General features: G+C 72.4%; 17 protein-coding genes. 8 read left to right on the forward strand and 9 right to left on the reverse strand.

Annotation, left to right across the window (positions count from 1 at the left end; genetic code table 11):
• Position 1 precedes the first annotated feature (1 nt).
• Positions 2–1,951, forward strand: coding sequence for a fumarate reductase/succinate dehydrogenase flavoprotein subunit (locus RI138_RS30465; protein ID WP_311122483.1), 1,950 nt, complete (start codon positions 2–4; stop codon positions 1,949–1,951).
• The gene (locus RI138_RS30470) at positions 1,948–2,694 is read left to right on the forward strand and encodes a succinate dehydrogenase/fumarate reductase iron-sulfur subunit (RefSeq protein ID WP_096630139.1); all 747 of its coding nucleotides are present in this window, start codon (positions 1,948–1,950) and stop codon (positions 2,692–2,694) included. Before RI138_RS30465 ends, RI138_RS30470 begins: the two co-directional genes overlap by 4 nt.
• A 49-nt stretch (positions 2,695–2,743) precedes the next feature.
• On the opposite strand, the gene uvrA is transcribed toward RI138_RS30470, so the two are convergent.
• On the reverse strand, positions 2,744–5,164 hold the full coding sequence (gene uvrA, locus RI138_RS30475; RefSeq protein WP_311122484.1) for an excinuclease ABC subunit UvrA: 2,421 nt from the start codon (positions 5,162–5,164) through the stop codon (positions 2,744–2,746).
• A 237-nt stretch (positions 5,165–5,401) separates the two neighbouring features.
• Entirely contained in the window at positions 5,402–6,403 is a 1,002-nt protein-coding gene (locus RI138_RS30480; RefSeq protein WP_398864397.1) for an MsnO8 family LLM class oxidoreductase, read from the reverse strand.
• Between the two features lie 114 nt (positions 6,404–6,517).
• Between RI138_RS30480 and RI138_RS30485 the strand changes: the two genes are divergently transcribed.
• Positions 6,518–7,006, forward strand: coding sequence for a phosphatase domain-containing protein (locus tag RI138_RS30485; RefSeq protein WP_311122486.1), 489 nt, complete (start codon positions 6,518–6,520; stop codon positions 7,004–7,006).
• Here RI138_RS30485 and RI138_RS30490 read toward each other — a convergent pair whose 3' ends face one another.
• Positions 7,007–7,222, reverse strand: a complete 216-nt coding sequence (locus RI138_RS30490; protein WP_096630145.1) for a dodecin — start codon at positions 7,220–7,222, stop codon at positions 7,007–7,009.
• A 202-nt stretch (positions 7,223–7,424) separates the two neighbouring features.
• Between RI138_RS30490 and RI138_RS30495 the strand changes: the two genes are divergently transcribed.
• From RI138_RS30495 to RI138_RS30505, 3 genes are all read left to right on the forward strand, one after another.
• The gene (locus RI138_RS30495) at positions 7,425–8,678 is read left to right on the forward strand and encodes an extracellular solute-binding protein (RefSeq protein ID WP_311122487.1); all 1,254 of its coding nucleotides are present in this window, start codon (positions 7,425–7,427) and stop codon (positions 8,676–8,678) included.
• Positions 8,679–8,860: 182 nt separating this feature from the next.
• The gene (locus RI138_RS30500) at positions 8,861–9,691 is read left to right on the forward strand and encodes a GNAT family N-acetyltransferase (protein WP_096630148.1); all 831 of its coding nucleotides are present in this window, start codon (positions 8,861–8,863) and stop codon (positions 9,689–9,691) included.
• Entirely contained in the window at positions 9,688–10,614 is a 927-nt protein-coding gene (locus RI138_RS30505; RefSeq protein ID WP_311122488.1) for a lysophospholipid acyltransferase family protein, read from the forward strand. Before RI138_RS30500 ends, RI138_RS30505 begins: the two co-directional genes overlap by 4 nt.
• On the opposite strand, the gene egtD is transcribed toward RI138_RS30505, so the two are convergent.
• From egtD to RI138_RS30530, 5 genes are all read right to left on the reverse strand, one after another.
• Positions 10,557–11,519 carry an L-histidine N(alpha)-methyltransferase gene (gene egtD, locus RI138_RS30510; RefSeq protein WP_311122489.1) on the reverse strand — a complete coding sequence of 321 codons (963 nt, stop codon included), beginning with the start codon at positions 11,517–11,519 and terminating at the stop codon, positions 10,557–10,559. The two genes, RI138_RS30505 and egtD, sit on opposite strands and share 58 nt — an antisense overlap.
• On the reverse strand, positions 11,516–12,271 hold the full coding sequence (gene egtC, locus RI138_RS30515) for an ergothioneine biosynthesis protein EgtC (RefSeq protein ID WP_311122490.1): 756 nt from the start codon (positions 12,269–12,271) through the stop codon (positions 11,516–11,518). Before egtC ends, egtD begins: the two co-directional genes overlap by 4 nt.
• Entirely contained in the window at positions 12,271–13,680 is a 1,410-nt protein-coding gene (gene egtB, locus RI138_RS30520) for an ergothioneine biosynthesis protein EgtB (RefSeq protein ID WP_311122491.1), read from the reverse strand. The genes egtC and egtB overlap by 1 nt, the downstream gene beginning before the upstream one ends.
• The gene (gene egtA / locus RI138_RS30525) at positions 13,677–15,086 is read right to left on the reverse strand and encodes an ergothioneine biosynthesis glutamate--cysteine ligase EgtA (protein WP_311122492.1); all 1,410 of its coding nucleotides are present in this window, start codon (positions 15,084–15,086) and stop codon (positions 13,677–13,679) included. Before egtA ends, egtB begins: the two co-directional genes overlap by 4 nt.
• 225 nt (positions 15,087–15,311) lie before the next feature.
• A complete protein-coding gene (locus RI138_RS30530) occupies positions 15,312–15,779 on the reverse strand; it encodes a type II toxin-antitoxin system PemK/MazF family toxin (protein WP_311122493.1) in 468 nt (155 codons plus the stop codon).
• Positions 15,780–15,924: 145 nt separating this feature from the next.
• Here RI138_RS30530 and RI138_RS30535 point away from each other — a divergent pair, with 145 nt between their 5' ends.
• Both RI138_RS30535 and RI138_RS30540 read left to right on the forward strand, forming a co-directional pair.
• Positions 15,925–16,947, forward strand: a complete 1,023-nt coding sequence (locus tag RI138_RS30535) for a LacI family DNA-binding transcriptional regulator (protein WP_311122494.1) — start codon at positions 15,925–15,927, stop codon at positions 16,945–16,947.
• A gap of 55 nt (positions 16,948–17,002) precedes the next feature.
• On the forward strand, positions 17,003–17,266 hold the full coding sequence (locus RI138_RS30540; protein WP_096630159.1) for a hypothetical protein: 264 nt from the start codon (positions 17,003–17,005) through the stop codon (positions 17,264–17,266).
• An 89-nt stretch (positions 17,267–17,355) separates the two neighbouring features.
• Here RI138_RS30540 and trxA read toward each other — a convergent pair whose 3' ends face one another.
• A complete protein-coding gene (trxA, locus tag RI138_RS30545) occupies positions 17,356–17,754 on the reverse strand; it encodes a thioredoxin (protein ID WP_096630160.1) in 399 nt (132 codons plus the stop codon).
• Positions 17,755–17,807 lie beyond the last annotated feature (53 nt).

Here is a 17,807-nt window from a genome sequence, read left to right on the forward strand (position 1 = left end):
CATGCCCGACTACACGCACTACGCCACCGGCGAGCCCGTCGTCGACACCAAGGCCCCCGAGGGCCCCGTCGCCGAGCGCTGGGACACCCGCCGCTTCCAAGCCAAGCTCGTGAACCCCGCCAACCGGCGCAAACACACGGTCATCGTCGTCGGCACCGGACTGGCCGGCGGGTCGGCCGGCGCCACCCTCGCCGAACAGGGCTACCACGTCGTCCAGTTCTGCTTCCAGGACTCACCCCGGCGCGCCCACTCGGTCGCCGCCCAGGGCGGTATCAACGCCGCGAAGAACTACCGCAACGACGGCGACTCCATCCGCCGGCTCTTCTACGACACCGTCAAGGGCGGCGACTTCCGCGCCCGGGAGTCCAACGTCCACCGGCTCGCCCAGATCTCCGTCGAGATCATCGACCAGTGCGTCGCCCAGGGCGTCCCCTTCGCCCGCGAGTACGGCGGCCTCCTCGACAACCGCTCCTTCGGCGGCGTCCAGGTCTCGCGTACGTTCTACGCGCGCGGTCAGACCGGACAGCAGCTCCTCCTCGGCGCCTACCAGGCGCTCTCCCGCCAGATCGCCACGGGCAACGTCGAACTCCACGCCCGTACCGAGATGCTGGACCTGATCGTGGTCGACGGAAAGGCGCGCGGGATCGTCGCCCGCGACCTCGTCACCGGGAAGATCGACACCTACTTCGCCGACGCGGTCGTCCTGGCCACCGGCGGCTACGGCAACGTCTTCTACCTGTCGACCAACGCCATGAACTCCAACGCCACCGCGATCTGGCGGGCCCACCGGCGCGGCGCCTACTTCGCCAACCCCTGCTTCACCCAGATCCACCCCACCTGCATCCCGCGCACCGGCGACCACCAGTCCAAGCTCACCCTGATGAGCGAGTCGCTCCGCAACGACGGCCGCATCTGGGTCCCCAAGGCCAAGGGCGACGCCCGCCCGGCCGACCGGATCCCCGAGGACGAGCGCGACTACTACCTGGAGCGCATCTACCCGGCCTTCGGCAACCTGGTGCCCCGCGACATCGCCTCCCGCGCCGCCAAGAACGTCTGCGACGAGGGGCGCGGCGTCGGCCCCGGCGGGCAGGGCGTCTACCTGGACTTCGCCGAGGCCATCGGCCGGATGGGCCGCAAGGCGGTGGAGGCGAAGTACGGCAACCTCTTCGAGATGTACCAGCGGATCACCGACGAGGACCCCTACACGGTCCCGATGCGGATCTACCCCGCCGTGCACTACACGATGGGCGGCCTCTGGGTCGACTACGACCTCCAGACCACCATCCCCGGCCTCTTCGCGATCGGCGAGGCGAACTTCTCCGACCACGGGGCCAACAGGCTCGGTGCCTCGGCGCTGATGCAGGGCCTCGCCGACGGCTACTTCGTCCTGCCCTCCACGATCAACGACTACCTCGCCCGCAACCCGCACACCGAGAAGCCCGACGCCCACCACCCCGCCGTCGCCGAGGTGGTGGCGGAGACCGAGGACCGGATCAACCTGCTGCTCTCCGTCGACGGCGACCGCACCCCCGACTCCTTCCACCGCGAGATCGGTGAACTCATGTGGGAGTACTGCGGTATGGCCCGCACCGAGGACGGACTGCGCAAGGCGCTCGCCAGAATCCCCGAGATCCGCGAGGAGTTCTGGCGACGCATCAAGGTCCCCGGTACCGGCGAACAGTTCAACCAGTCGCTGGAGAAGGCGAATCGCATCGTCGACTACCTGGAGCTCGCAGAGCTCATGTGCCTCGACGCCCTGCACCGCGCCGAGTCCTGCGGCGGCCACTTCCGCGCGGAGTCCCAGACCCCGGACGGCGAGGCCGAGCGGCGCGACGAGGAGTTCTCGTACGCCGCCGCCTGGGAGTTCACCGTCACCGGTGGCGCCCCCGTCCTGCACAAGGAAGACCTCGTCTTCAGTGACGTCCACCCCACTCAGCGGAGCTACGCATGAAGCTCACCCTGCGCGTCTGGCGCCAGCGAGACGCGGAAACGCCCGGCGCCATGGCCACCTACGAAGTCGACAACATCTCCGCCGACATGTCGTTCCTGGAGATGCTCGACACCCTCAACGAGGAGCTCATCCTCGCCGGTGACGAGCCCGTCGCCTTCGACCACGACTGCCGCGAGGGCATCTGCGGCGCGTGCAGCCTCGTCATCAACGGCGACGCCCACGGCCCGGAGCGCACCACCACCTGCCAGCTCCACATGCGGTCCTTCGCCGACGGCGACACGATCGACATCGAGCCCTGGCGCGCCTCGGCCTTCCCGGTCGTCAAGGACCTGGTCGTGGACCGCTCCTCGTTCGACCGGATCATCCAGTCCGGCGGCTACATCTCAGCCCCCACCGGCACCGCGCCCGACGCACACGCCACCCCCGTGCCCAAGCCGGACGCCGACTTCGCCTTCGAGCACGCCGAGTGCATCGGCTGCGGAGCCTGTGTCGCCGCCTGCCCCAACGGCTCGGCGATGCTGTTCACCTCGGCCAAGGTCAACCACCTGGGCGTCCTGCCGCAGGGCGCCCCGGAACGCGAGACGCGGGTGCTGGACATGGTGGCCCAGATGGACGAGGAGGGGTTCGGCGGCTGCACCCTGACCGGCGAGTGCGCGACCGCCTGCCCGAAGGGCATCCCGCTGCCGTCGATCGCCGCGATGAACAAGGAGTGGCTGCGCGCGACGCGCAAGGTCCGCCGCTGAAGCGGGTGTTGATCCCGTACGGCTGCGACAGTGCTGGAGCCGTACGGGATCAGCGCCGCAACGCCTTCGCCAGATAGGGTGCCGTACGGCTCCCCGCCGCCCGCGCCACCTCCTCCGGCGTGCCGGTCGCCACGATCCGCCCGCCCCGGTCCCCGCCCCCGGGCCCCAGATCGATGACCTGGTCCGCGCCCGCCACCACGGCCATGTCGTGCTCCACGACCACCACCGTGCTCCCCGCGTCGACGAGTCCGTGCAACTGCCGCATCAGTACCTCCACATCGGCCGGATGCAGCCCCGTCGTCGGCTCGTCCAGCAGATACAGCGTGTGCCCGCGCCGCGTGCGCTGGAGCTCGGAGGCGAGCTTGATCCGCTGCGCCTCGCCGCCGGACAGCTCGGTGGCGGGCTGCCCGAGCCGCAGATAGCCGAGCCCCACGTCCAGCAGCGTGGTCAGCGCGCGCTCGGCGGCCGGGGTCCCGGCAAAGAAGGAGGCAGCCGATTCCACGGTGAGATCAAGCACCTGAGCGATCGTCAGGCCGCGCAGGGTGATGTCCAGGGTCTCCGGGTTGTAGCGGGCGCCGTGACAGTCCGGGCAGGGCGCGTACGTGCTGGGCAGGAAGAGCAGCTCCACCGAGACGAACCCCTCGCCCTGGCAGGTCTCGCACCGCCCGCCGCTCACGTTGAACGAGAACCGCCCCGCCGTGTAGCCCCGCTCCCGTGCCGTCCGAGTCTGCGCGAACAGCTTCCGTACCGTGTCGAAGAGCCCGGTGTACGTGGCCAGGTTGGACCGGGGCGTCCGGCCGATGGGCTTCTGGTCGACCTGGACGAGCCGGTCCACGGCCTCAAGTCCGGTCGCGGAAGCGCAGTACTGCATGCCCGCCCCGGCCTCCTCGCCCGACTGCCGGTCCGCGAGCACCCCGGCGAGGACCTGGCCGACGAGGGTCGACTTGCCCGACCCCGACACCCCGGTCACCGCCGTGAACACCCCGAGCGGGAAGGCCGCGTCGACCCCGCGCAGGTTGTGCCGCTCCACGCCGGACAGCCGCAGCCACCCGGATGGGCTGCGCGGCTCCCGTACGGCTGACGGCTCGTCGCCCTCGCGGAACAGGAACCGCCGCGTCGCCGACTCCGGTACCTCCGCCAGCCCCTCGGGCGGCCCGCTGTGCAGCACCCGCCCGCCGTGTTCCCCGGCCAGCGGCCCCACGTCCACCAGCCAGTCCGCCCGCCGCACCACGTCCATCTGGTGCTCCACCACGAACACCGAGTTCCCGGCCTCCTTGAGCCGGCCGAGCACCGCGAGCAGGGACTCCGTGTCGGCGGGGTGCAGCCCGGCCGACGGCTCGTCCAGGACATAGACGACACCGAAGAGTCCGGAGCGCAACTGCGTGGCCAGCCGCAGCCGTTGCAGCTCACCCGAGGAGAGTGTCGGAGCGGTGCGGTCCAGGCTCAGATAGCCGAGCCCCAGCTCGGTCACCGTCCCGATCCGGGCCAGCAGATCCCCGGTCAGCACCCGCGCGGTCTCCTCGCCGCCCGCACCGGCCGCCGAGAGCGCGTTGGCCAGGTCGGACAGGGGCAGGGCTGCCAGCTCCGCGATGGTCCGCCCGGCGAACGTCACCGCCATCGCCTCCGGCCGCAGCCTGCTCCCGCCGCACGCCGGGCACGGCACACTGGTCAGGAAGCGTTCCGCCTTCGCCCTCAGGGTGCGGCTCTTGGTGTCGGCGAAGGTGTGCAGCACATAGCGCCGGGCGCTCATATACGTTCCCTGGTAAGGGCGTTGGATGCGGCCCGCGTCCCGCACCGGGTGGACCGTCACCACCGGCTGCTCGTCGGTGAACAGAATCCACTCCCGGTCCTTCGCGTCCAGCTCGCGCCATGGCCGGTCGACGTCGTACCCCAGGGCGTCCAGCACATCCCGCAGATTCTTCCCCTGCCAGGCACCCGGCCAGGCGGCGATCGCCCCGTCCCGGATCGACCGCGAGGGGTCCGGTACGAGCAGCCCCTCGTCCGTCCGGTGGATGCGCCCCAGTCCGTGGCACTCGGGGCAGGCCCCGGCCGCCGTATTGGGGGAGAAGGCGTCGGAGTCGAGGCGTTCGGCGCCCGCCGGATAGTCCCCGGCCCGGGAGTACAGCATCCGCAGCGAGTTGGAGAGCGTGGTGACCGTCCCCACCGACGACCGGGCCCCGGGCGCGGAGCGCCGCTGCTCCAGGGAGACGGCTGGCGGCAGCCCGGTGATCTCCCCGACGGCGGGCGCGCCCACCTGGTGGATGAGCCGCCGCGCGTAGGGCGCGACCGACTCGAAGTAGCGGCGCTGGGCCTCGGCGTAGATGGTCCCGAACGCCAGCGAGGACTTCCCCGACCCCGAGACCCCGGTGAAGACCGTGAGGGTGTCGCGCGGGATGTCGACATGCACGTCCTGGAGGTTGTGCTCGCGCGCGCCGCGCACCCGGACGTACGGATCGTGGGGGGAGTGCATGGGGATGGGCTCCGTACGGGGGTCGGGGAGGGGGCGGCGGCCAGAAGGGGCAAACGGTTCGATTCTAGGCGCGGCGGGCTGTGCGAGCCGGTCGGGGCAGCTCGCGGCCCGGACCGCCGCTGCTGCTCGACTGCTCGCGCCGGTGCGCGACCCGTGAACGGGTGGCCGCCCACCGGCGGCAGGCCGCGGAACGGGAAGCGGGGGCTGACCTGAGCACCGCCCTGTGACGCGGCCCGCTCAGCCGCTCTGCCGTACGATTCCGGCCAGCCGCCGCAGCGAGTCCGCCAGTGCCTCGCGGTCGTACGTGCTGGTCGTCACGAGCACCTCGTCCGCCCCGGTCTCCTTGATCGCTGTCTCCAGTTGCTCGGTCACCTGCTCCTCGGTGCCGTGGATGTGCCCGTCGAGTCCCCGCTCGTACAGCTGACGCTCCTTGGCCGTCATCGTGCGGCCCTCGATCTCCTCGGCGGGGGCCAGCGGGGGGAAGCTGCCGTGGGTGCGGGCGTACGCCATGGCCCAGGCCTCCGGGACCAGCAGGCGCCGGGCCGCCTCCTCGGTGGCGGCGACGGCCACCGTGCCGGAGACGATCACCTCGGGGCGCTCGGCGCGGGCCGAGGGGCGGAAGTCCCTGCGGTACACCTCGATGGCGCGCAGCACCTTCCCCCGGCCGCGCAGATCGCCGATGACGAGGGGGAGTCCGGCTGCGGCCGCGACCGCCGCGCCCTCGCCTATGGCCAGGACGTACGCGGGGATGCGCAGCCCCTCCGCCGGGCGGGCGTGCACCTGGGGATGGGCGCGCTGGGTGCCGTCGATCCAGCCGAGCAGTTCGGCGAGGCGTCCGGGGAAGTCCTCCGCGGCCTCCTTGCCGTGGCCGAGTGCCCGGCGGACGCCGTCGGTGAAGCCCACGGAACGGCCGAGCCCCATGTCGATCCGGCCGGGGAAGAGGGCGGCGAGCACCCCGAACTGCTCGGCCACGACGAGCGGTTGGTGGTTGGGGAGCATCACGCCGCCGGTGCCGACCCGGATGGTGGAGGTCGCGGCGGCGACGGCGGCGGCCAGGACCGTCGGCGCCGACCCCGCGACGCCCGGCACGCTGTGGTGCTCGGAGACCCAGAGGCGGTGGTAGCCCAGCGCCTCCACCTCCCGCGCCAGCGTCACGGTGTCGCGCAGCGCCTGGGGGCCGTCGTGCCCCTCGCGGGTGCGGGAGCGGTCCAGGAAGGAAAACCGGGTGGAGGCGATCACAGAGCTCACACCCTCTATCAACGTCCCGCACCGGTGAGGATTCCCGCGACCTGGACAGAGGACAGGGTCACGGCCTCACGGGCGGCCGGTGCCGGGGCTTCCTAAGCTGGCCGGGTGAACAACGACGCCCGGCCGCTGGCCGTATTCGACCTCGACGGCACGCTCGCCGACACAGCCCACCGACAGCACTTCCTGGAAGGCGCCAGCCGGGACTGGTCCGGCTTCTTCGCGGCGGCTCCCGCCGACCCGCCGCTCGCCGAGGGCGTACGGATGGTGCTCGCGAGCGCCGGTGAGTGCGAGATCGTCTACCTGACGGGACGCCCCGAGCGGTGCCGCAAGGACACCGTGCGCTGGCTGAGCCGCCAGGGCCTGCCCGAGGGCACCCTGTTCATGCGGCGCAACGACGACCGGCGCCCCGCGCGCCGCACGAAGCTGGAGATCCTTCAGAGGCTCGGCCGCTCGCGGGACGTGCGTGTGCTCGTGGACGACGACGAGCTGGTGTGCGACGCGGCGGAAGTGGCCGGTTTTGCCGTGGTGCGGGCCCGGTGGGCCGAACCGTCGGAGGCGCTCAAGGCTGCGCAGGAGCGCGACGGGCGCACCTGATCAGGTGTTCTCGTCGAGCCGGAAACCCACCTTAAGGCCGACTTGGTAGTGCGCGATCCGGCCATCCTCGATATGGCCGCGAACTTGATTAATCTCGAACCAGTCGAGATTGTGCAACGTTTCTGCGGCTCTTGCGATGCCGTTCTTGATCGCCGCGTCGATGCCCTCCTGGGAGGTTCCTACGATCTCGGTGACCCGATACGTGTGATTCGCCATTGTTTGTCTCCTCTCCTGTGACCACGTTGCCTCAATCCGGGGTGTCCCGCGAGGGGGCGGTCGAGGTGGGGCGGGGTGGGTACGCGCCTTGACCTACTCATTGGTCCATACCAAAATTCAGCCAAACACCCGTGCGAGCGCCGCCCGCAATCCCCCACACCGGGTCCTGATTTCGTCGTGCCGTTTCGCAGAAGGTGACCACGTGAAGAACCGCATACTCGCCGGAGCCGTAGCGCTCGTGTCGTCCGTAGCGCTCGGCGGATGCGGCTACTTGCCGGGTTCGGGTGGCGGAGACCGCACGGTCACGATCTGGCTGATGAAGAACAGCGCCTCGCCCGGCTTCCTGGACAAGTTCACCCGCTCGTACGAGGAGGAGAACCCCTCGATCGAGCTGGAATTCAAGATCCAGGAGTGGGGCGGCATCGGCCCCAAGGTCCTTGCCGCACTGGAGAGCGACGACGCCCCGGACGTGATCGAAGTCGGAAACACGCAGGTCGCGCAGTACGCGGAGAGCGGCGGCCTGCGTGATCTCACCCTGGAGTCGATGCGGGACCTCGGCAGCGAGGACTGGCTGCCCGGCCTCGCCCAGCCCGGCAGCATCAACGGCGTTCAGTACGGCATTCCCTGGTACGCGGCCAACCGGGTGGTGATCTACAACAAGGAGATCTTCAAGGAGGCGGGCATCGACTCCGCCCCGAAGACCCGCGCCCAGTGGATCGCCGACACCGAGAAGCTCAACACCCAAGGCAACCAGGGCATGTACCTGGCCGGTCAGAACTGGTACGTGCTCGCCGGGTTCGTCTGGGACGAGGGCGGTGAACTCGCCGAGGACGACGGCGGCGACTGGCAGGGCACCCTGGACAGTGAAGAAGCCCTCGCGGGCATGGAGTTCTACAAGGAACTCCAGGCGCTCGGTGACGGCCCGACCGACGCCGACGAGGAGAAGCCCCCGCAGAACGACGTATTCGCCAAGGGGGACGTCGCCCAGATCATCTCGATGCCCGGAAGCGCCGCGCTCATCGAGCAGAAGAATCCCGAACTCAAGGGAAAGATCGGCTACTTCCCCATTCCCGGAAAGACCGCGAAGGCCCCCGGCTCCGTATTCACCGGCGGCTCGGATCTCATCGTGCCGAAGAACGCCGACGAGCGTGCTGCGGGCATCGCCGTCGTCAAGGCGCTGGCGGGCGAGAAGTGGCAGACGGAGCTCGCCCGGAGCATGAGTTACGTCCCCAACAAGCCGAGCCTCGCCCATGTCATCGAGGGCGACGAGGGCACCGCGGCGATGGCGGAGGGAGCCACCGAGGGCCGCGCCACCCCCAACTCCCCGCAGTGGGCCCGGGTGGAGGCGGAGAACCCGATCAAGCCGTACATGACGGCGGTGCTCCAGGGCGGCGACCCGAAGAGGGAGGCCCGGACCGCCTCCGAGCGCATCACCGCGATGCTCGCGGGCAGCTGATCGACCGGGGGCGGGCGTCCCCGGGGGACCGGTCGGCGTCCCCGCGGATTCAACCGTCGCACATCCCCGCTCCCCACAGCGGTCACGTCGAATCCAGCCGGTGACGGAAGAAGTAAGGGGCCGGGCCACCGCACTCCGCGGCGACCCGGCGTATCCCCGCCGATCCGTCCCCGGAGACCGCCATGACCGTGCTGCCCACCGCCCCGCACGCCCCGCTGCCCGGCGCCACCACCCCCGCCCCGGCGTCACCACCTGCCCAGGCCCCGGCCGGCGAGGCCGAACCCGCCTACCGGGTCTCCCTCGCCACCTGCCAGGAAGACATACGCGACGCCCAGCGCCTGCGCCACCTCGTGTTCGCCGGGGAGCTCGGTGCCCGGCTGGACGGGCCCGAACCCGGTCTGGACAGCGACGCCTTCGACGGGTACTGCGACCACCTGCTGGTCCGCGAGACCGCCACCGGCGACGTCGTCGCCACCTACCGACTGCTGCCCCCGGACCGCGCCCGCATCGCCGGACGCCTCTACGCGGAAAGCGAGTTCGATCTCACCCGGCTCGCCCCGATCCGCGACGACCTCGTCGAGGTCGGCCGCTCCTGCGTCCACCCGGCCCACCGCGACGGCGCGGTCATCGCCCTCGTCTGGGCCGGACTCGCCCGCTACATGGAACGCACCGGACACAACTGGCTCGCGGGCTGCTGCTCCCTGCCACTGGCCGACGGCGGCACGCTCGCCGCCCGCAGCTGGAACACCGTACGCGAAGCGCACCTCGCGCCCGAGGAGCACTGGGTCACCCCGCACCGCCTCTGGGACGCCTCCGGTCACGGTCAGGCCACCGGCTCCCGGGCGGACCTGCCGCCCCTGCTGCGCGGCTACCTCCGGCTCGGCGCCTGGGTCTGCGGAGCCCCGGCGTACGACCCCGACTTCAACGTCGCCGACCTGTACGTCCTGCTCTCGCTGCGCCGAACCGACCCCCGCTACCTCCGCCACTTCCGCTCGCTGGCCCCGCTGCGATGAGCACCTGCCCCGACCCGGCGCGCGCCCGCCCCGCCACCACGAACCCCTGGCTGCCCGTCGCCCCGTGCACCCCGCACGGCTGCGCCCGGCACACCGGAGCCGTACGTGCCCCGCTGCCCGCCGCACTCCTGCTGCTGACCGGCGGCGCACTGGTCCTGCTGGGGGTGGCCTGCGCCCCGCTCGCCGCGCTGCTCCCGGCCGCCCCGCGCGACCGGCTGATACGGCGCTGGGCGGACGCCGTACCGCGTGCCTTCGGCGTACGGGTCACGGTGCGCGGCCGTCCCGAGGGGCGTGCCACCACCGGCGAACTGGTCGTCGCCAACCACATCTCCTGGCTGGACATCCCGATCGTCACCGCCGTCCTGCCCGGGCGGATGCTCGCCAAGAGCGAGATCGGGCGCTGGCCCGTCCTCGGCCCGCTCGCCGCGCTCGGCGGCACCCTGTTCATCGAGCGCGACCGGCTGCGCACCCTGCCCGCAGCCGTACGGACCCTCACCGGGGCGCTGCGCTCCGGCTCCCGGGTCGTGGTCTTCCCCGAGGGCAGCACCTGGTGCGGACGGGGCGGCGGCGTGTTCCGGCCCGCCGTGTTCCAGGCGGCGATCGACGCGGGCGCGACCGTACGGCCCGTACGCATCACCTACCGCGCCGCCGGGCCCTCCGGCCCGCCCGCGGGCGCCGTCGCGTTCGTCGGGGACGACCCGCTCGCCGCCTCCCTGTGGCGGGTGGTGCGGGCCGCCGGGCTCACCGCCGAGGTCGACGTCCTCGCGCCGATCCCCGCAGACGGTGAGCCCGGTCGCCGCGCCCTGGCCGACCGGACGCGGGCGGCCGTGTTCGAGCGGCCGGGCTCACCGGCCCGATCCGGTCGTCAGACGGCCGTCGCCAGCGACAGGGCGAACCGGCCCGCCGCATCCGTCCACCACTGAGACAGCCGCAGTCCGGCCGCCGCCAGCTCCTCGCGCACGTCCTCCCGCCGGAATTTCGCCGACACCTCCGTACGCAGCTCCTCACCGGCCTCGAACGGCACCACCAGGTCCAGTTCCCGGATCTTCACGCTCAGCGCCCGCCGTGCGCGCAGCCGCATCTCGACCCACCGGCTCTCCGCGTTCCACACGGCGACGTGCTCGAACTCCTCCAGCGGGAAGTCGGCCCCCAGCTCACGGTTGACGACACTCAGCACGTTCTTGTTGAAGGCCGCCGTCACCCCGGCCGCGTCGTCGTACGCGGCCACCAGCGTCTCCTTCTCCTTCACCAGGTCCGTGCCCAGCAGCAGCGCGTCGCCGGGGGAGAGCAGCGAACGCACCGAGTGCAGGAACGCCGCCCGCTCCTCCGGCAGCAGATTGCCGATCGTGCCGCCCAGGAACACCACCAGCCGGGGCCCCGGAGTTCCCGGCAGGGCCAGACCGCCGGTGAAGTCGGCGATCAGCGCGTGGATGTGCAGCTCCGGATGCTCGGCGAGCAGCGACTCGGCCGCACCCCTCAGTGCGCTCTCGCTCACATCCACCGGGACGTAACTGTGCAACTGGGGCAGGGCGCCCAAGAGGTGGCGGGTCTTCTCGGACGACCCCGAGCCCAGCTCGATCACCGTCCGAGCCCCCGAGACCGCGGCGATCTCCTCGGCCCGCTCCTCCAGGATCTCCCGCTCCGCGCGGGTCGGGTAGTACTCGGGCAGCCGGGTGATCTCCTCGAACAGCTCACTGCCGCGCGCGTCGTAGAACCACTTCGGCGGCAGCGTCTTGGGGTGCCGGGTCAGGCCGCTGAGGACGTCGGCGCGCAGCGCCGCGTCCGTAGCGTCCACCGGCAGGGTGCGGGTCAGCAGGAAGGGACTCACGCGGGGGGCTCCTTGAGCGGGGTGAGCAGGACGTCTGCGGAGGTCGCGACCAACAGGGTGCGGTCGGGGACCTCGCGCCAGAGGGGGTCGTCGTCGTACGGCTCCGAGGCCACCGCCGTGGAGCGGCCCGGCACCGTGCGGTACCAGAGGGTGTCGCCCCAGGCGGTCGCGGTGATGGTGGCCCCGTCGGTGAGGAGCAGGTTCAGCCGCGAGCCGGGGGCGGTGGCCGCGACCTCGCGGACGGTCTCCGCGACCGCGCGCGGCACCTCGTCCCCGGCCTCGGCCCGGTGCCGGATCAGCGCCCAGATCAGCGCGGAGTCGTTGCGGGCCGCCAGGGACAGCAGTCTCTCGGCGGGCAGGGCGGCGGCCAGCGGGGCGAGCGATCCGGGCCAGCCCCGCACGGCCCCGTTGTGGCTGAACAGCAGCTGCCCGGCGGCGTACGGCGCGGCCGCCGCCTCCCCGTCCGCCCCCGCCTCGGTGGCGTCCCGTACGGCGGCCAGCAGCGCGGTGCTGCGGACCACCCGGGCCAGATCGGTGAAGGTCTCGTCGCCCCATACGGGCCCCTGGCGCCGGTAGCGTCCGGGCACCGGGTCGCCGTCCGCGTACCAGCCGACGCCGAACCCGTCCGCGTTGACCGTGCCGTACCGCTGACGGCGCGGCTCCCAGGACTGCCGCACCAAGCAGTGCGGGGGCTTGAGGAGGATGTCCCCGAGCACCACCGGCTCGCCCACGTAAGCGATGTGACGGCACATCAGGCATCCCTCGCCGTGCGGAACCCGGAGAAGATCTGCCGCCGCACCGGGAGGTCCCAGTTGCGGAACGTGCCCCGGCAGGCGACCCGGTCCACGGCGAACGAACCGCCGCGCAGCACCTTGTGGGCCGGGCCGAAGAACACCTCCGAATACTCGCGGTAGGGGAACGCCACGAACCCCGGGTAGGGCAGGAAGTCGCTCGACGTCCACTCCCACACGTCGCCCATCAACTGCCCCGCACCGGAGGACGACCGGCCCTGCGGATACGCCCCAGCCCGCGCCGGACGCAGATGGCGCTGCCCCAGATTGGCCCGCTCCGGCGTCGGATCCTCGTCGCCCCACGGATAGCGCCGGGAGCGGCCGGAGGCGGGGTCGTGCCGGGCGGCCTTCTCCCACTCCGTCTCCGTGGGCAGCCGCCGCCCCGCCCAGCGGGCGTACGCGTCCGCCTCGTACCAGCTCACGTGCAGCACCGGCTCGTCGTCCGGCACCGGCTCGGTCACCCCGAACCGCCGACGCAGCCACTGTCCGGCCTCCCGGTGCCAGAACAGCGGCGCGGCCAGGCCGTGTTCGCGGACCATGGCCCACCCCTCGGGAGCCCACCAGCGCTCGTCCCGGTAGCCGCCGTCCTCGATGAAGCGGACGTAGGCGCCACAGGTGACCGGGGCGGTGTCCAGGCGGAAGGCCGCCACATCGCGGCGGTGCGCGGGCCGCTCGTTGTCCAGGGCCCACGGCTCGGCCGAGGTCCCCATGGTGAACGGGCCCGCCGGTACGAGGACTTCGTCGGGAAGCGCCCCGGCCCCGACCGGCTCCGGCGGCGGGGGAGCGGCCAGCACCGCCGGACCTGATCGCAGCTGATGGGTGATCAGCATCGTCTCGTCATGCTGCTGTTCATGCTGGGCGATCATCCCGAAGGCGAACCCGGCCCGCTCCAGCGGACGTCCCCCCTCGTGCAGCGGTGCGCCCTCCAGCAGCTCCAACGCCCGGCCCCGGACGTCGGAGGCGTATGTCCGCGCCTCGGCGGGAGCCAGCAGCGGCAGCGAGGGGCGGGAGGCGCGGGAGTGCTCGAAGGCGTCGTACAGCCCGTCGATCTCCGGGCGCAGAGCGTCCCGGCCGCCGACGGCGCGCAGCAGCCACTGCTCCTCCTGGTTGCCGATGTGCGCCAGGTCCCAGACCAGTGGCGACATCAACGGGGAGTGCTGGGCGGTCAGTTCGCCGTCGTCCACGCTGTCGGTGAGCAGCGCGGTGCGTTCGCGCGCGGTCAGCAGCGCGTCCAGGGCACGTTGCCGCAGGGCTTCGGGGTCGGTGCCGGGGGCGACGGGGAAGCCGGTGGCGGCGGGCCCGGCGGACCGGGCCGGATCGAAGGCATCGGAGTGCTGACGCCGCTCGGAGCGGTCGGAGTGCCCGGTCATGCGGAGGCCGCCTTTCCGGAGTGCGGCGGGAGATCCGAGTGCGGCGGCCCGGCGACGGAGCCGGGAGCGGTGCGCGCGGGCCCGTCCGGCGGGTCGGCCGACGCCCCGGTGCCGGTCAGCAGGCGCGGATCGGTGAGGCCGCCCGGATCAGGCAGGTCATCGGCCGGACAACGCCCACGGGCCACATAGCGGTCGGTGAAGGCGGCCACGGAATCGCGTACCGCCTGGCTCGCGCCCATCCGCTCCAGCGCCGGCAGAGCGGCCGAGAAGCAGCCGGTGGCCGCGGCCCGCAGCTCCGGGTCGGCGAGGCCGTCGCGGGCGGCCGCCGTCCAGAGCGGATTGCGCGGAGGAGCGGCCGTCCCCGCCGTCTCGGCCAGCGGCTTCACAGCGCGGTACACGGTCTCGGCGGCCTCCGGGTCGTCGAACAGGGCCGTGGCGACGGCGAGCGGTACCAGCCACCCGTCGGGGCCGTTCTGCGCGTCGATCATGCGCAGCTCCAGGTGACCGCGCGGCCGGATCGGCGGAAACAGCGTCGTGAGGTGATAGTCGAGATCGGCCCGGACCGGCGGGCGGGGCGCCCCGGTGCGGATCCACTCGCGGAAGGTCAGCCCCTCCGGCACCTCCCACGGGCCCGCTTCACACCGGATGCACATCACCGCGGCGTCCAGGACGTGCGCGGCCCAGGCCTCGCGCGGAGCGTGCCCACCGTCCGGCGCCAGCGCCCGGCCCGGGTCCAGCTCGGCCCACAGCGCCTGCCGGGTGGAACGCCACCCGGTACGGCGGCCCTGCTGGAACGGCGAGTTGGCGAACGCCGCCACCAGCACCGCGCCCAGCAGATGCGCGAGCTGCCAGCGCCGCCCGTACCCCAGCGGCCCCGGCTCCTCCTCGCCCGCGTCCAGACAGACCTGGACCGAGGCGGAGGTGCACATCATGGCCCGCCCGGCGGGCCCCGAACGGTCGAGCGCGGCCTCCATCGCCTCGTAGCGCGGCTCGCGCAGTCTGCGGCGAGGCGGCTGCCACGGGTCGACGCCAAGACCGACCGGCGCGAGCCCCACCGCGCCCAGCGAGGCGCGGACGGCCGCCAGATCCGCGGCGGTGGTCTCGACGCACTCCATCAGGGAGCCGGCCGGCTGCGAGCTGAGCTCCAGCTGACCGCCCGGCTCGAAGGTCAGCGCCGCGCTCAGCGGCAGCGCCCGGACCGCCTCGACGGCGCTGTCCAGCCGCTCCTGGCCGACCGGGAGGTCAGGATGTTCCCGGTCGTGAATGAGCCATTCGAGTTCCACCCCGACGGTGCGGGGCGGGCCCGTCTTGAAACATATGCCGCGCAGTAAGTCCTCTGCCCCGGTCTCGTCGAGGGGGGCGGCGGCCGGGCGCGAGCCGGTTGCGCCGGGAATGTCCGGAGCCATGAGGGGCCTCCTTCTCAGCTGTCTGCCTACCACCCAAACCCGTACGCGGAGATCGCACAAGAGTGCCCCCGAGCCAGGGAAATACGGTTGCGCCCAGGCCGGGGTCACCACCAGCATGCCCCGGATGCACCACACGGGGGAGCGCGCGTGGGCGCGCCGCCGCACGGCATCGCACGGGAGACGAAAGCGGGTGGCCGAGGCCGGTCGCTATCGCAACGCGGCAGGTCAGCTCCAGCCGTACCGCTCCCGCAGACGCCCGGTGACCCGGTCGAAGCGGTCGCGGTCCAGGGCGCAGGCCTCCCGGCGCATCCCGCCCTCATGGACCCGCAGCACCCGGTCCAGATCCACCCAGGACGGCCGCCCCGAACTGTCCCAGGGGCCCGCACCCAGCGCCACCCACTCGTGGTCCCGGTCGTGCTGCTTGCTGGAGAGCTGCACGGCGAGCAGCGTGCCCGCCTCCTCCCGGGCGACGACGAGCACCGGCCGGTCCTTGCCGCGCCCGTCGTTCTCCTCGTACGGCACCCAGGTCCAGACGATCTCGCCGGGGTCGGGATCGCCGTCGCGGTCGGGGGCGTAGGAGGTACGTACGGGACCGACGTCCTCGGGATCGGCCTGCAACGTGGCGGTCGGGCCGCTGCTGCCGGGGACGTCGAAGGGATTGCCGGAACGGTACGCGCTGTCATGGAACGTCATCGCAACACCGTAGAACCTCCAGCGCCCGTTCCCGGGAGCGGGGCGTCGGACCACGACCGCGGGGCGTTGTTCCGGCCATCGCGGCCGGGCAGGCGGCCCCCGGGCCGGGACCCGGCCCCACGGGTCTGGAAGACTGCCGGACGCCATGAGCCAGTTACCCAATCAGCCCGCCGAAGTCTCCGTTCCGACCAGCGCCGATGTCGCGCGCCTCGCCGGAGTGTCCCGGGCCACCGTGTCGTACGTACTGAACAACAACGCCACCGTCCGGATCAGCGAACCCACCCGACGCCGGGTCAGGGAGGCCGCCGGCCAGCTCGGTTACGTCCCGCACGCCGCTGCCCGCAGCCTGCGCGCCGGACACAGCCGCATGGTCCTGCTGCCCTCCGGCCACATACCGGCAGGACCGCTGCACCACTACTTCTTCGAGGAACTCCAGTCGGGGCTGCGCCGACTGGACTACACCGTCGTCCAGTACGGCAGCGTCGGCCTCACCGCCGACGAAGCGGCCACGGCCTGGGCCGAACTGCGGCCCGTCGCCGTCGTCGTACCACCGGGCATCGTCCTCACCCCGCACGGCACGGGCATCCTCACCCGCTCCGGCGCCAAAGCGGTGATCACCCTCGGCCCCGAACCGGTGGCCGGAGCGCACGGCCTGGTCATGGACCAACGGCGGGTCGGCGCCAGCGCCGTGGAACACCTGCTGGCCCGCGGCCGCCGCCACATCGGCGTCGTCATGCCCGGGGAACCGGGCCGCTCACCGTTCTCCGAACCCCGCCTCGCCGGGGCCCGGCGCGCCGCGGAAGCGGCCGGGGCCCGAATCCGGCCGCTCCCGCTGCGCTACGAGGAGGACTCGGCGGCCCGGCTCGCCGCCCGCTGGGAGCGGCTCGGTCTGGACGCCGTGTTCGCGTACAACGACGAGTACGCCATGCTGCTGATGCGGGCCCTCCAGGACGCGGGGATCTCCGTGCCCGCCGGCACGGCGGTGATCGGGGCGGACGACTCCCTCATCGGCAGGCTGCTGCGCCCCCGGCTCAGCACGGTCCGCATGGAACTCGCCATGCCGCAGCCGCTCGCCGAGACCATCGACCGCATGGTTCAGCACCCGGGCGGGCCACCGGTCCGCCACGACCTGCTGCGCACCGCCGCCGTGCACCGCGAATCCAGCTGACCGCCCGCGGTGCGACGACATGCGGGGCGCACGGCGGATGTCTAGCGTCGGAGGCATGAGCCATCCGCAGAGTTACGAGCTGCTCCTGATCCCCGACCACAGCAGGACCCGGACGGGGGCCCCGGGGCGGCCGATCCGGTCCGCGGTGGTGGCCGCCACCGGCGAGACCGGGGCGTCGGGCTACCCCCGGTATGTGGGGGAGGGCATGGAGGCGGACATCGACCCGGAGACCCGGACGGTGGAGGCGGTGCTGATCGACGGCGAGGAACTGGACTACGGGATGTCGGTGCGCGTGGCGGAGGGCGAGGGCCCGGCATGACCGAGGGGCCCTGACCGGTACCACCGCGTCCGTGACGGTGACGGTGTCGGTCAGGGCCCCTCGCCCGCTGCCGTGCGCCGGACGGCCGGCTACTGGGGCTCCGGCTGCCCCTGCCCGGCCTCGGCCGCCCGCTTCTGCTCCTCGACGGACTTGCGGACCTCGTCCATGTCCAGATTCCGGGCCTGCCCGATGACGTCCTCCAGGGCCGCCTCGGGCAGCGCACCCGGCTGCGCGAAGACGGCCACGTTGTCGCGGACGATCATCAGCGTCGGGATGGACCGGATCTCGAAGGCCGCCGCCAGCTCCTGCTGCGCCTCCGTGTCGACCTTGGCGAAGACCAGGTCGGGGTGGCGCTCGGAGGCCGAGTCGTAGACCGGCGCGAACTGTCGGCAGGGGCCGCACCAGGAAGCCCAGAAGTCGATCAGGACGAAGTCGTTGTCACTCACGACCTGATCGAAGTTTTCCTTGGTGAGCTCTACGGTGCTCATGCTTGGGATACCTCTTCCTGTGCCCGCCCGTGGGGTCCTGTCGGGGCCTGTCC

Origin of the sequence: Streptomyces durocortorensis (assembly GCF_031760065.1) — a bacterium.
Lineage (GTDB): Bacteria > Actinomycetota > Actinomycetes > Streptomycetales > Streptomycetaceae > Streptomyces.

Bases quoted from the DNA above. Each gene is read 5' to 3' on its own strand.
- egtC (WP_311122490.1), bottom strand. From the start codon at position 12,271: ATGTGCCGTCACATCGCTTACGTGGGCGAGCCGGTGGTGCTCGGGGAC.
- trxA (WP_096630160.1), bottom strand. From the start codon at position 17,754: ATGAGCACCGTAGAGCTCACCAAGGAAAACTTCGATCAGGTCGTGAGT.
- RI138_RS30470 (WP_096630139.1), top strand. From the start codon at position 1,948: ATGAAGCTCACCCTGCGCGTCTGGCGCCAGCGAGACGCGGAAACGCCC.
- RI138_RS30505 (WP_311122488.1), top strand. From the start codon at position 9,688: ATGAGCACCTGCCCCGACCCGGCGCGCGCCCGCCCCGCCACCACGAAC.
- egtB (WP_311122491.1), bottom strand. From the start codon at position 13,680: ATGACCGGGCACTCCGACCGCTCCGAGCGGCGTCAGCACTCCGATGCC.
- RI138_RS30540 (WP_096630159.1), top strand. From the start codon at position 17,003: ATGAGCCATCCGCAGAGTTACGAGCTGCTCCTGATCCCCGACCACAGC.
- RI138_RS30465 (WP_311122483.1), top strand. From the start codon at position 2: ATGCCCGACTACACGCACTACGCCACCGGCGAGCCCGTCGTCGACACC.
- RI138_RS30535 (WP_311122494.1), top strand. From the start codon at position 15,925: ATGAGCCAGTTACCCAATCAGCCCGCCGAAGTCTCCGTTCCGACCAGC.
- egtA (WP_311122492.1), bottom strand. From the start codon at position 15,086: ATGGCTCCGGACATTCCCGGCGCAACCGGCTCGCGCCCGGCCGCCGCC.
- RI138_RS30530 (WP_311122493.1), bottom strand. From the start codon at position 15,779: ATGACGTTCCATGACAGCGCGTACCGTTCCGGCAATCCCTTCGACGTC.
- uvrA (WP_311122484.1), bottom strand. From the start codon at position 5,164: ATGCACTCCCCCCACGATCCGTACGTCCGGGTGCGCGGCGCGCGCGAG.
- RI138_RS30500 (WP_096630148.1), top strand. From the start codon at position 8,861: ATGACCGTGCTGCCCACCGCCCCGCACGCCCCGCTGCCCGGCGCCACC.
- RI138_RS30490 (WP_096630145.1), bottom strand. From the start codon at position 7,222: ATGGCGAATCACACGTATCGGGTCACCGAGATCGTAGGAACCTCCCAG.